The organism is Oenococcus oeni (assembly GCF_020510245.1).
In the GTDB taxonomy this organism is placed as follows: domain Bacteria; phylum Bacillota; class Bacilli; order Lactobacillales; family Lactobacillaceae; genus Oenococcus; species Oenococcus oeni.
Map to the genome: position 1 here is coordinate 1,715,730 of NZ_CP084701.1, position 13,315 is coordinate 1,729,044.

The 13,315-nt window shown below is 39.9% G+C and carries 12 protein-coding genes, 1 pseudogene and 1 other annotated feature (1 of these 14 running past the window's edge); of the genes and pseudogenes, 10 read left to right on the top strand and 3 right to left on the bottom strand.

Annotation, left to right across the window (positions count from 1 at the left end):
- Positions 1 to 205: a binding site (T-box leader), on the top strand; it begins 56 nt to the left of the window's first position.
- Positions 206 to 283: 78 nt separating this feature from the next.
- The 10 genes and pseudogenes from J3U91_RS08885 to J3U91_RS09885 all read left to right on the top strand — a co-directional run bounded on the left by J3U91_RS08885 (position 284) and on the right by J3U91_RS09885 (position 10,102).
- A complete protein-coding gene (locus tag J3U91_RS08885) occupies positions 284 to 1,162 on the top strand; it encodes a MetQ/NlpA family ABC transporter substrate-binding protein (protein ID WP_080289872.1) in 879 nt (292 codons plus the stop codon).
- Between the two features lie 13 nt (positions 1,163 to 1,175).
- Entirely contained in the window at positions 1,176 to 2,312 is a 1,137-nt protein-coding gene (locus tag J3U91_RS08890; protein ID WP_002819572.1) for a vitamin B12 independent methionine synthase, read from the top strand.
- Positions 2,313 to 2,314: 2 nt separating this feature from the next.
- Complete coding sequence (locus J3U91_RS08895; protein ID WP_002819573.1) at positions 2,315 to 3,661, top strand: M20/M25/M40 family metallo-hydrolase; 1,347 nt, start codon at positions 2,315 to 2,317, stop codon at positions 3,659 to 3,661.
- Positions 3,654 to 4,718 carry a methionine ABC transporter ATP-binding protein gene (locus tag J3U91_RS08900; protein WP_002819574.1) on the top strand — a complete coding sequence of 355 codons (1,065 nt, stop codon included), beginning with the start codon at positions 3,654 to 3,656 and terminating at the stop codon, positions 4,716 to 4,718. The genes J3U91_RS08895 and J3U91_RS08900 overlap by 8 nt, the downstream gene beginning before the upstream one ends.
- Positions 4,715 to 5,413 carry a methionine ABC transporter permease gene (locus J3U91_RS08905; RefSeq protein ID WP_002819575.1) on the top strand — a complete coding sequence of 233 codons (699 nt, stop codon included), beginning with the start codon at positions 4,715 to 4,717 and terminating at the stop codon, positions 5,411 to 5,413. The genes J3U91_RS08900 and J3U91_RS08905 overlap by 4 nt, the downstream gene beginning before the upstream one ends.
- A 281-nt stretch (positions 5,414 to 5,694) precedes the next feature.
- On the top strand, positions 5,695 to 6,858 hold the full coding sequence (locus J3U91_RS08910; RefSeq protein ID WP_002819576.1) for a 2-isopropylmalate synthase: 1,164 nt from the start codon (positions 5,695 to 5,697) through the stop codon (positions 6,856 to 6,858).
- A pseudogene (gene leuB, locus J3U91_RS08915) lies at positions 6,855 to 7,907 on the top strand (3-isopropylmalate dehydrogenase). Before J3U91_RS08910 ends, leuB begins: the two are co-directional and overlap by 4 nt.
- A 7-nt stretch (positions 7,908 to 7,914) precedes the next feature.
- Positions 7,915 to 9,288 (top strand): 3-isopropylmalate dehydratase large subunit, encoded by a 1,374-nt coding sequence (leuC, locus tag J3U91_RS08920; RefSeq protein WP_002819579.1) that lies wholly within the window; start codon positions 7,915 to 7,917, stop codon positions 9,286 to 9,288.
- Complete coding sequence (leuD, locus tag J3U91_RS08925; RefSeq protein WP_002819581.1) at positions 9,288 to 9,875, top strand: 3-isopropylmalate dehydratase small subunit; 588 nt, start codon at positions 9,288 to 9,290, stop codon at positions 9,873 to 9,875. The genes leuC and leuD overlap by 1 nt, the downstream gene beginning before the upstream one ends.
- Before the next feature lie 95 nt (positions 9,876 to 9,970).
- Positions 9,971 to 10,102 carry a hypothetical protein gene (locus J3U91_RS09885; protein ID WP_257608664.1) on the top strand — a complete coding sequence of 44 codons (132 nt, stop codon included), beginning with the start codon at positions 9,971 to 9,973 and terminating at the stop codon, positions 10,100 to 10,102.
- Between the two features lie 16 nt (positions 10,103 to 10,118).
- Here J3U91_RS09885 and J3U91_RS08930 read toward each other — a convergent pair whose 3' ends face one another.
- Genes J3U91_RS08930 through clpX form a run of 3 tightly spaced genes read right to left on the bottom strand, consistent with a single transcriptional unit; the run spans position 10,119 to position 13,287 of the window.
- Positions 10,119 to 10,829: a GntR family transcriptional regulator gene (locus tag J3U91_RS08930; RefSeq protein ID WP_002817711.1), complete on the bottom strand. Its 711-nt coding sequence runs from the start codon at positions 10,827 to 10,829 to the stop codon at positions 10,119 to 10,121.
- A complete protein-coding gene (nagA, locus tag J3U91_RS08935; RefSeq protein WP_002817710.1) occupies positions 10,826 to 11,980 on the bottom strand; it encodes an N-acetylglucosamine-6-phosphate deacetylase in 1,155 nt (384 codons plus the stop codon). Before nagA ends, J3U91_RS08930 begins: the two co-directional genes overlap by 4 nt.
- Positions 11,981 to 12,021: 41 nt before the next feature.
- A complete protein-coding gene (gene clpX / locus J3U91_RS08940; protein ID WP_002819584.1) occupies positions 12,022 to 13,287 on the bottom strand; it encodes an ATP-dependent Clp protease ATP-binding subunit ClpX in 1,266 nt (421 codons plus the stop codon).
- Between the last annotated feature and the right edge of the window lie 28 nt (positions 13,288 to 13,315).

A 13,315-nucleotide genomic window follows, 5' to 3' on the forward strand; every position in this document is an offset into this window, starting at 1 on the left:
GCTGTAAGCCGATCTTTACTAAGAAAAGGAAAATGGCCGGTGATTGGTTGATACGAACGGTTTACCGAAAGTATCAAACGGAATGGTCCTCGTTATCGGACACGCCATTGCTGTTAGCCCATCTGCTAACAAAGATGGTTAGTAAGGTTTATTTGTGCAAGCAAAGAAACAAATCAGGATGGTAACGCGACAAGTCGCTTCTGTATTAATTTACAGGAGCGATTTTTTTGTCGGGAAATTCCGCGATAAATCACTAAATTTTGGGATCGGAGATTTATTTATTATGAAAAGAGCAATTAAAAAGGCAGCCTATTTTTCACTTTCAAGTCTGGCCGTGAGTACCTTAGCACTTGTTTTGCCGGCAATTAATTCAAATACAGTTGCATCTGCCAAGGCCAAAGCAATCACAGTTAAAATCGGTGTAATGACAATGGATGACGAGGCCAAGGCTGAATGGAAAGTCATCAGCAAATATGCTAAAAAGCATGGAAATGTCACAATTAAATATGTTCAATTTACCGATTATTCCCAGCCCAACAAGGCTTTAGAAGACGGCAATATCGACTTGAACGCTTTTCAGCATTATGATTTTTTGGATAATTGGAACAAAGAAAATCACGGTGATATCAAGGCAATCGCTAAAACAGTCATCGCACCGATTCGTCTTTATACCAAAAAAGGATATAAGAGTGTCGAGGATCTTCCAAAAGGGGCACAAATTGCCATTCCTAATGATGCAACCAACGAGGGTCGCTCCTTGGTTGCCTTGCAGACAGCTGGTTTAATTAAATTAAAGAAGGGTGTCACTTTGGCTACTCCAAGTGATATCACAAGTAATCCAAAAAAGATCAAAATAACTCTGGTCGACGCTTCGCAGACCGCCCGTTCTTTAAGTTCAGTCGATGCTGCTTTTGTAAACAACACCTTCGTTTCATCAGCCGGATTAAAATTCAAATCAGCCATATACGTTGAACCGGTCAACAAAGCATCAAAGAAGTGGATCAACGTGATCGCTGCCAAACCAAATTACAAGAAAAACAAAGCCAAATACGCTGCCTATAAAGAAATCATTAAAGGCTATCACCAAAAGAAAGTTAAGCAGTTAATTAAAAAATATTCTGACGGTACTGAACTGGCAGCTTGGGATATCAAAATAAAGTAAGGAGAAATTTAAGATGTCGGAAAATACAAATATTACATTGACAAGGCCACCATTCCGGGCCGACATTGTTGGCAGTTTTTTAAGACCCGAGAATTTAAAAATTGCGCATAAAAAATTTAGCGCCGGTGAAATAGACCAGGAAAAGCTACTTGAGATTCAACAGAAAGAAATTAAAAAAATTGTCGATAAACAAGTCGAACTTGGTTTAAACGATGTTACCGACGGAGAATTTTCCCGCAGTTGGTGGCATTTGGACTTTCTTTGGGGACTTTCCGGAGTTGGTAAATATGACTACGAAAAAAGTTATAAATTTCATGGTAGCAAAACGAGAACCGATAACGCGGAATTAGTTGGAAAAATTGCTTACAATCCAAATCATCCTTTTTTCGCTGCCTTCAAATATTTAAAATCAATCACACCATCTAATATCCTGCCTAAACAAACAATCCCATCTCCGAGCTTGCTGTTTAGGGATAATCGGAGTGACAATTGGCATCATTTTTACGAAAATTGGATTGATTATTTGGCTGACATCGCAGCTGCCTATCATAAAACAATTCTTCATTTTTACGAATTGGGGGCTCGCTATATTCAACTAGACGACACAACTTGGGCCTTTTTAATCAGTAAATTAAATGACACAAAAAACGATCCCGAAAGTCGTCAAAAATATGAAAAAATAGCCAACGATTCAATCCAAGTAATTAATAATCTTTTAAAGGATTTACCAGAGGATCTAACGGTAACAACTCACATCTGTCGTGGAAACTTCAAGTCGACTTACCTTTTTTCTGGAAGCTATGACGTAATTGCTAAATATTTAGCACAACTGAATTACGATGGATTATTTTTGGAATACGATAACGACCGTTCTGGTGGATTTCAACCATTAAAACAAATTTGGAAGCAAGATTCGAATAAAAGAATAATTCTTGGAATAGTGACTTCTAAACTGCCCGCATTAGAGGAACAGACGAAACTAATCGATTGCATCCAAGAAGCCAGCGAATATGTCCCCTTGGAAAACCTCGGAATCAGTACTCAATGTGGGTTTGCTTCAACCGAAGAAGGTAATCTGCTGACAGAGGATCAACAGTGGGAAAAATTAAAACTGGTTATTTCAACTGCTAAAAAAGTTTGGAAGGAGTAAAAATGGTTGCGACAACAAAAATTAGACAGGATTATTTAGAAAAACTGGCACAATTAATTAAAATTCCAAGCGTTTCGGCCAAAAAAACAGGTCTAAAAGAAGCCAGCGAGTTGATTGGGAGTTTTTTTAAAGAATTAAAAGCCGACCAGGTGATTATTGACGATCAATATGAGTTTCCGCTTGTATTAGCTCAATTTAAAGCCACAAAGGATAATGCAAAAACACTTTTAATTTACAATCATTACGATGTCCAACCGGCTGAGCCTTTTGATCTTTGGCATAGCGACCCATGGATTCTGACCGAACGCGACAACAAGTTCTTTGGTCGCGGCATCGATGATGACAAAGGAAATTTGTTGGCTCGTTTAACAGCGTTGGCCGAATATCTAAAAGAAAACAATCATTCTTTACCGGTAAACATCGATTTTGTTGTTGAAGGTTCTGAAGAAACAGCTTCCCGCGGTCTCGCTAATTATTTAAAAAAACATGCTCAATTTCTGAAAAACGATCTCGTAATTTGGGAATCCGGCGGATACAACAACAAGGGTCAGCAGGAAATCGGCGGCGGGACCAAAGGAATTGTAACTTTCGATCTGAAAGCAAAAACTGCTGGACGGGATTTGCATTCCAGTTTTGCCCCTGTAATTGATTCAGCTGCCTGGCAATTGGTTGCAGCAATTAATTCCCTGCGTAATTCTGACGGCACAATTGCAATCAAAGGGGTTTACGACACGGTACGCAAACCAAGCGAACGAGAACAGGAATTGGTCAATCAATATTCGACCATTGACGAGCATTTATTAGTCGACAGTTTTCAATTAACAGCTCCGCTTTTAAACAGCCAAACAAAAACTGAATTATTAAAAGCTTTATATTTTTCACCCGCTCTAAATATCGAAGGAATTCAATCTGGTTACCAGGAAGATGGTGTTAAAACGGTTTTGCCAGCTGAAGCAACTGCAAAATTGGAGATCCGACTAGTCCCAGATCAGGACCCACACGATATTTTTCAAAAAGTTGTCGACCATTTAAAAAATAATCATTTTGATAACGTTCAAGCCGAATATACTTTGGGAGAAACACCATACCGTTCCGATCTATCTGCACCAGAAATTCAGCGAGTTATTAAAACAGATAAACAAATCTACGGTAACGATATTTCATTGCTGCCAACGACTCCTGGAACCGGCCCAATGGCTTACTTTTACAACAACTTTAAATCGCCAATCGCTGCCATCGGAATCGGTTACAGCGATTCAGCCGATCACGCCCCTGATGAAAATGTCCGAATAAAGGATTATTTTGATCACGTCGACTTTACAAAGGAATTAATTAAAAGTTATGAGTGATTCGATCATTGAACTGAAAAACATCAGTGTTCATTTTCAAAACGGAAGCGAGTCGATTGATGCGGTAAAAAATATTAATTTGGCAATCGAAAAAGGAGAAATTTTTGGAATTGTCGGCTATTCTGGTGCCGGAAAATCCAGTTTGGTTCGTTTAATTAATTTGCTTCAGCATCCGAGTAGCGGAGATATGATGATTGGTCAGACAAAAACTGTAAAAAACGGTAATGTTCTGATCAAAGGAAAAGAATTACGTAATTTGCGTCAAAAAATCGGGATGATTTTTCAGCATTTCAATCTTCTGGATCAATCAACAGTCTTAGGGAACGTCCTCTTTGCTTTGAAGCATTCCAAAATGTCCAAAGAAAAGAGACTGGAAAAGGCCAAAAAACTGGTGGAAGAAGTTGGCCTCTTTGACCGCATCGATAACCATCCTTCTCAATTATCCGGCGGTCAAAAACAAAGAGTTGCAATTGCGCGAGCATTGGCTAATGACCCGGAAATTTTAATTTCCGATGAAGCGACTAGCGCCCTTGATCCAAAAACAACCAAGCAAATCCTCGAATTGTTGGCTGATTTAAATAAACGAACCGGCTTGACAATCGTCTTGATTACTCACGAAATGCAGGTAGTCAAAAATATTGCCAATCGGGTTGCCGTGATGAGAGATGGTGAAATCATCGAAAAAAATTCGACTTATAGCATCTTTGCCGATCCACAAAAACCTTTAACGAAAGAATTTATCGAATCGGCTTCCGGTAATCAGGAAGCTCTTGAAAAAATTTTGAGGCAACCGGAAATCGCCCGATTGCAAAAGAACGAGTTTTTAATCCAACTGGGATTTAGTGGCTCTTCGACTGACGAACCATTAATTTCTTCATTGGCAAAAAATTACGGAGTTTCAGCCAATATTCTTTACGGAAATGTCGAAACAATCGAAAATATTCCAATTGGAACTTTGATTGTCGTTTTGTCGGGTACAGCAACAAAACTCAAACAAGCTCTGGATGAAATCAAAAAACAAAACGTCAAATTGGAAATCATCAAGGAGGGAAAATGATTAATTGGTTAATTAAAGTCCTGCCGAATGTTGTTTCAATGGGCTGGAGCGGCGACTATGGCTGGTGGGCGGCAATATATCAAACCCTATACATGACATTTTTCTCAGCCATCATCGGCGGTGCAATTGGTTTAGTATTTGCAATTATTTTGGTTATTTCCGACGACGATGGAATTTTGCCGAACGGAAAAATTTTCTGGTTAGCTGATAAAATTGTTTCCATTTTTCGAGCAATTCCATTTATAATTCTTCTATTCGTGATTTCGCCCTTTACACAAGTTTTAATCGGGACTACGCTCGGCGCAACAGCCGCCTTGGTTCCTTTAAGCCTCTCGGTCGCTCCATTTTACGCACGACAGATTCAAGTAGTCCTTAAATCGGTTGATACAGGGAAAATCGAAGCGGCCCAGGCTCTTGGTGCAAATAATTGGGATATTCTGGTCATTTACATGAGAGAAAGTTTCCCGGAAATAATTCGCGTTTCAACAGTAACCCTGATCAGTTTGGTCGGTTTAACGGCAATGGCCGGTGCAATCGGATCAGGCGGTCTGGGAAACACCGTTGTGACCTTCGGACAACAATCAAAATACGATGTCGTTTGGATCGGCACGATTGCTTTACTGATTTTAATATTTGCGATCCAGGGAATTGGCGACTGGTTGGCAAAAAGAATTAATCATGCCGACATGCAATGAAAAATAATTTCTTTCAATAAACTTAGTGATCTTTTTAATAATTAAGTGATACACTTGTTTTAAACATTTTTGAGGAGGTTATGAATTATGAATAAATTTATCAATATTTCAATGAATAATTTTTCATACATGATCTCTTTAAAAGCCTTGTTGATCTGATATAGGACTCTGACAATTATTATTTGTCGAGCCCTATTTTGTTGTAGAAATGGGGCTTGTCGAAAAAAGTATCCCATTTTGTTGGGATACTTTTTTTATTCCAAAAAAAAGGATTATTCAAAATGATTAAAAAAATTCAGTTTTTTGATACAACTTTAAGAGACGGCGAACAAACAATTGGCGTTAATTTCAGCATCGAAGAAAAAATAGCTATTGCGCAACAACTAGAAAAATGGGGTATCGATGTAATCGAGGCGGGTTTTCCGATAGCTTCGAAGGGAGATTTCCAAGCAGTTCAAGCGGTAGCTTCATCAATTAAAAAGGCTCGAGTAACTGCTTTGGCCCGCGCTAATAAAAAGGATATCGATGCCTGTGTACAGGCCACTGCGCCGGCAATTCATAAACAAATTCACATTTTTATCGCTACCAGTCCGATTCATCGTCAATCCAAACTACATATGACAAAAAAAGAGGTTCTTGAAAAAATCAAAGGCAGCATTGAATATGCCCATCATTTTTTTGAAATCATTGAATTCTCACCGGAAGATGCGACCCGCACGGAACGAACTTTCTTAGTCCAAGCGATTGAAACAGCTATCACAGCAGGCGCAAGTGTTATTAATATCCCCGATACAGTCGGTTATACGAATCCCGCCGAATTTGCCGATTTATTCACATATCTTCGAAAGAATATTCCCACTTTTGACGAAGTTATCTTTTCCGTTCATTGCCATGATGATTTAGGTATGGCTGTCGCGAACAGTCTGGCATCAATCGAAAATGGAGCCACACGAATCGAGGGAACAATCAACGGCATTGGAGAAAGAGCTGGAAATGCTGCATTGGAAGAAATTGCGGCAGCCCTATATGTTCGTAAAGACTACTATCATGCGACCGATAATATCAACTTAAAAGATACCCAAGCAACCAGTGAAATGATTAGCAGGTACTCCAAAATGCCTTTGCCAAAAAATAAGGCAGTCGTCGGTAATAATGCCTTTGCCCATGAATCTGGTATTCATCAAGACGGAATGTTGAAAAATCCCCAAACATACGAAATCCTAAGGCCGGAAACAGTCGGCGGAAAATCTACTAGACTGCCCCTGGGAAAACTATCCGGTTCACATGCCGTAATGGAAAAGCTAAAGGAAATGGGTTATCCGTTCGATCACGAATCAATGAAAATTATTTTTCCAATTTTCAAAGAAAGAGCCGACAAAAAAGCTCTTATCGACGAAAAAGATTTACAGGTAATAATGCAGCAAATTAGCGAGGTGAAAAGATGAATGGGCGGAGCTTTGAAATCGCTGTTTTGCCCGGAGACTATATTGGCCCTGAAATAATGCGAGCCGGATTAGCTGTTTTAGCAGTTGTTAGTAAAAATAAAAATTTTGATTATAAAATCAAGGAACTGCCCTTTGGCGGTGCAGCAATTGACAAAGACGGTGATCCACTGCCAGCGAATACGCTAAAAGAATGTCAAGATAGCGACGCGATTCTGTTGGCTGCAATCGGCGGCCCCAAATGGGACCAAGCTTCTAAAAGACCAGAGGCAGGATTGCTAGAAATTCGTAAAGCTTTAAATCTCTTCGCAAACATTAGGCCGACGGCCATTAGTCCCGCTATGCAAAAGTATTCGCCCTTAAAACAAATTAAAAAAATTGATTTTTTAATCGTTCGAGAACTGACCAGTGGAATTTATTTTGGAAAACCACGAGAAGAGTCTGAACAAGCAGCTCTCGATACCATGCGTTATAGCGCAACATAAATAAGACGAATAGTGAAAATTGCTTTCCAAACGGCTGCAAAACGCAACCATCATGTCACTCTAGTCGATAAAGCCGATGTCTTGGCAACCAGCAAACTATGGCGGAGAATTGCCAACCAAGTTGCCAAAGAATTTCCCGAGATTAGCTTTGACAGCTGCTACGTCGATGCCGCAGCAATGAAAATTATCTCCGCTCCGGAAAAATTCGACGTAATCGTAACCGAAAATTTATTCGGCGACATCTTAAGTGACGAAGCGGCCCAAATTACCGGCTCTTTGGGAACAATCCCTTCGATAAGCCGGGGCGATCACGGCCCAGCCCTTTACGAACCAATCCACGGATCAGCGCCCGATATCGCAGGAAAAGGAATTGCCAATCCCTTATCGATGATTAATTCAGTTGCCATGATGCTTGACCACAGTTTTAATCGAAAAGATTTGGCCAAGCGAATCACAGATAGTGTCAATAAAACAATAGAAGATGGCACAACAACTCCCGACTTAGGTGGAAACAGCAAAACAACTGTTGTTACGAATGCAATTATCAAAAGAATTGAGGAAAACTAGAATAAATATGAAAAAAACAATGTTCGACAAGATCTGGCATCAACATGTAATTACCGGAGAACCCGGCGAACCACAATTGATTTACGTTGATCTGCAACTACTTCACGAAGTCACATCGCCACAGGCTTTTGAAGGATTGCGGGAAAAAAATCGTCAGGTCAGACGGCCGGATCGAAATTTTGCCACAATGGATCACAATGTTCCCACGGTCGATATTTTCAATATCAAAGATTTAATTTCCAAAAAACAAATTGAAACCTTAGCTAAAAACACAAAAGACTTCGGAATTCGTTTGGCTGGAATGGGATCAAAAGACCAAGGAATTGTTCACGTTATTGGTCCGCAACTGGGCCTAACCCAACCAGGAATGGTAATTGTTTGCGGAGATTCACATACGGCCACTCATGGAGCATTTGGTTCGATCGCTTTTGGAATCGGAACCAGTGAGGTCGAGCATGTTCTCGCCACACAAACGATTTGGCAAACAAAACCAAAAACAATCGGAATCCATGTCCACGGAAAGTTGTCGAAAGGAGTTTATGCCAAAGACATTATCATGGGTATTATTGCTCGTGAAGGTGTCTCCTTTGGAACTGGTTACGCAGTTGAATTTTACGGAGATACAATTCGGAATATGAACATGGAAGAGCGAATGACTCTTTGCAACATGGTCATCGAAGGCGGTGCCAAAATGGGAAGTATTCAGCCAGACCAAACAACCTTTGATTATATCGCCGATCGAAAATATGCGCCGGGCAATATGGAAAAAGCAGTTTCTTACTGGAAACAGTTTTACACGGACAGTCCGGATGCTTTTGATAAGGTAATCGATTTCAGTGTTAACGAATTGGCACCTTTTGTCAGTTGGGGAACAAACCCAGGGATGGCTGTACCAATAGATCAGCCTTTTCCAAAAATTAAAAACGAAGAAGACAAAAAAGCTTATGAATATGTCGGTTTGAAAGCTGGCGAAAAAGCAAACCAAATACCAATTAAATTTGTCTTTTTTGGTTCCTGTACCAATGGTCGCCTTTCCGATTTGATTATTGCTGCAAAAGTTCTAAAAAACAAACATATCAAAAACGGAATTACTGCATTAGTCGTTCCTGGATCACGAAAAATTAAAGAAAAAGCCGAAAAAATCGGCTTGGACAAAATATTCAAAGAGGCTGGTTGTGAGTGGCGCGAACCCGGTTGTTCGGCATGCCTGGGGATGAATCCCGATAGAGTACCAGCAGGAATTCATTGTGCTTCGACATCCAACCGTAATTTTGCCGGTCGCCAGGGAGCTGGTTCAAGGACTCATTTAGCAAGTCCGGCAATGGTTGCCGCTGCAGCAATCCACGGTCATTTCATTGATATCAGAAAGGAGATAATTTGATGAAAAAAATTACAACAATTAACAGTGGCGTAATTCCCTTAATGAGGGACAATATCGATACTGATCAAATTATTCCAAAACAGTTTTTAAAAAATATTCTTAAAAGTGGCTACGGACGCAATTTATTTTATGACTGGCGTTACAAGGCCACTTCAAAAGAGGCCAATCCGGACTTCATTTTAAATAAGCCGGAATACAAGCAGGCACAAATTTTGGTAACGGGAGAAAATTTCGGTTGTGGTTCATCGAGAGAACACGCCGTCTGGGCACTAAAGGATTATGGCTTTCAAGTCGTAATCGCCGGGAGCTACAGCGATATTTTCTATATGAACAGTACAAAGAATGGTCTTTTGGCGATCGAGCTTCCTAAAAAAGATCGAACAATCCTGGCTTCAATTCCAGCTAAAGAAAAAATCATTGTTGATCTTCCAAGGCAACAGGTACGATATGAAAAGTATCAGTTTGATTTTTCAATTAATCCGCTTTGGAAACACAAATTCATCAATGGCCTCGATGACATCGCGATCACAATGAATTACGCCAAAAAAATTGAAGCTTACGAAAAAGAGATTCCTAATTTTAATTAAGAAAGTGCTGAGAATTAAGAACGCATTAACGCTTAACACCAGAAAAACCGATCGATTTAACGAAAGTATCGCCATTATTTTATAAAATTTTCGGATTGGTATCGAACGGTATATTGCCTGAACGCCGTACCAGAATAACCAATGAGATCACTAAACTGTTTGGCATTACAATGCTAATCACGGTTTGGCGTTTTGGCAATGAAAGCAGTCAAAAAGCGATTAAATGAGTATTTACCAAAAACATTAATGCTTTTCAAGATAAAAACGGTATCGGTCTCCAGCGTAATAGGTTTTTACAAATTCAAACGGTTTGTCATCAGTAAGGTAAGATGTTTGACGCAAAAAAAGAGCTGCCTGGCCAAGAGTTAAATTTAATCGTTTACAAACGATTTCGTTTGGTACGACCGCTGAAATCTCCTGAACAGCTTTACCAAAATGAAAGCCCCGGTCCTCTAAATACTCATAAAGTCCGTGAGCCATTTGGCTGCGGTTGATATTGCCGACTAAAGAAACCGGAATTGTCGTAATTTCAAAAGCGATCGGTTCCTCGTCCCCATAACGAACTCTCTCGATTGTGATAACTTCTTCATTTCGATCAATTTCAAGATTAGAGGCCTCAATTGCCGACGGCAAGTGACGCTTAAAAACTATGAACTTTGATTGAGCTTTTTTACCCTGAGATTGCATAATCTGAGTAAAACTGGTGATACCCTTCAGATTTTCCGAAACTTCTTTTTCCTGATCGGATACATAAGTTCCCGAACCGGGTTTTCTAATCAATTTACCTTGGTTAACCAATAATGCAATCGCTTGGCGTAAAGTCATTCGAGAAACTTTGTACTGTTCAGCCAAAACTCTTTCGGCTGGCAAACGACTTCCACCCTTAAAATGCTGTCTACGGATTTTTTCGGCTAAATCATCGCGGATTTGAAGAAAAATAGGCATATCGCTCATTTTTGATCAACTGCCTTTAAACCATCTCCGTCGAGAAAGTTTTCTAATAAGTCCTGATCGGAATTCAGCAAATTAAAGTTTGCCCGTTTGCCAACTTCCAGACTGCCGACATCATTCAAGCCAAATTCTCGCGCTTGATTTACTGAAGTCATTAAGACGGCCTCTTCAATGCTGGCACCAGTGAATTTTTGAATATTTCTGAAAGCCAAAATATACTTAAGGACCGAACCTGCCAAATGGCCGTTTTCCAAACGAGCAGCTCCGTTTTTAACAATAACCTTCTGACCGCCTAATTCTGAAACTTCATTTTCTTTTTGGCCTTTGGCTCTCATCGAATCAGTGATTACTTCAATATTTTTGGCACCCTTCAACTGATAAGCCAATTTAATCATTTCAGGAGAAACATGTACCCCGTCAGCAATTACTTCAACCTTGATAGACGGCGTTAAGACACCATATCCTGTGACACCGGGTTCACGGCCTTCTAATTGCGACTGGCGATTGTATAAATGAGTTACATGGGAAGCCAAGGTTTGGCCCTTATTCATTTTGAAATAAGATTGATTTGTATGGCCAGCCGAAAGCACAACACCCATATTATGCAAACCGGCTTCAAAAGCCGATCCGGATTTTTCTGGAGCGTAAGTAACTAATTTGATCAAACCATCAGCATCTTTTTGCCAGTTTTTAAACAAAGCCAAATCAGGCCTGATCACATACTCTGCCGGTTGCGCCCCGTTCATGTCGGCATTAATAAAAGGACCTTCCAAATGGATTCCCCGGATCATTGAATTATTTTTTGCTGCTTCAGCAACCGAAACAAGAGCTTTTTTAATGTTGTCTTTTGTTTGCGTAATCGTGGTCGGAAAAACACTTGTCAAACCTTCCCTTCGAAGATTTTCCATAAAACGATTCAAGCCATCGACATCAGCATCCATCGTATCAAAACCATAGCCTCCATGGGTGTGGACATCAATAAAACCAGGTACGATAATTGCCCCCTTTGGAACAGTGATTACTTGATCGTCACCTTTAGTAACAAAAGCTTTCGCTTCGCCGATTTCTTCAATTTTATTAGAAAAGCGCAGAAAACCGTTTTTCACGACTCCTACGCCAGTATAGATATCAATATTTTTAATTAATTTTGCCATACTTCCATTATAGGTTTGGTATAGCCCAATTAATAATAGAATTAAGATGCTAATGCTTTTTTGGAAGTGGAAATAATCTTAGGCTGAGCTTTGCCATCAACTGCCGCTTTAGTCACCAGAACTTTGGCAACATCCGGTTTGGAAGGAATTTCGTACATTGTTTCTTTCATAGTCGATTCCATAATCGAGCGTAAGCCACGAGCACCTGATTTTTTATCAATTGCAATTTTGGCCATTTCTTTAAGAGCTTTCGGATCAAAATCAAGCTGAACGCCATCCAAAGCCAATAAGGCCTTATACTGCTTAACTAAGGCATTTTTAGGCTTCGTCAAAATTTTTACCAAATCGTCTTCGTATAATGGATTCAGAATCGAAATGATTGGTAAACGACCAAGGAATTCTGGGATTAAACCAAACTTTATCACATCCTGATCAGTAAACTGAGTTAATGGATTCTTCTTGTCGAACTGTTGTTTTTCCTGTTGGTCCTCATGTCCAAAACCGATCATCGATTCACCGAGACGATCTCGAATAACATCTTCGATACCATCAAAAGCTCCACCGACAATAAAGAGAATATTACTGGTATCAACCTGAATATATTCCTGTTGCGGATGTTTGCGTCCACCTTGAGGCGGTACCGATGAAATCGTACCCTCCAAAAGCTTCAAAAGGGATTGTTGAACGCCTTCGCCGGAGACATCACGTGTAATACTAACGTTTTCAGACTTCTTGGCAATTTTATCAATTTCATCGATGTAAATGATGCCGCGCTGAGCTTTTTCAACATCGAAATCAGCAGCCTGTAATAATTTCAAGACGACATTTTCAACGTCTTCGCCAACATAACCAGCCTCGGTTAACGTTGTCGCATCAGCAATTGCAAAAGGTACATCGAGCATTTTTGCCAGCGACTGAGCCAAATAAGTCTTACCGGAACCAGTTGGCCCGATCAACAAAATATTCGATTTTTGTAACTCGACATCGCTTTTATGCTGCAAGGACTCGTTAACACGCTTATAGTGATTATAAACAGCGACCGCTAAAGTCTTTTTAGCTTCTTCCTGACCAATGACATATTCATTTAAATGCTTAACCAGTTCGATTGGCGTTGGTAGGTCGTCAAGAACCAAAGCCTGTTGTTCATGCTCCAGTTCTTGATCAATAATGTGCTGCGCAAGGGCAACACATTCGTCACAAATATAAACACCCGGTCCTGCGATTAATTTTTTAACCTGATCCTGGCGTTTACCACAAAAAGAACAAGCTAATGTCGGTTGTATTGATTCTACGTCCATGTTTTTCATTATAACAAAGTTTGCATAATACAAGTTT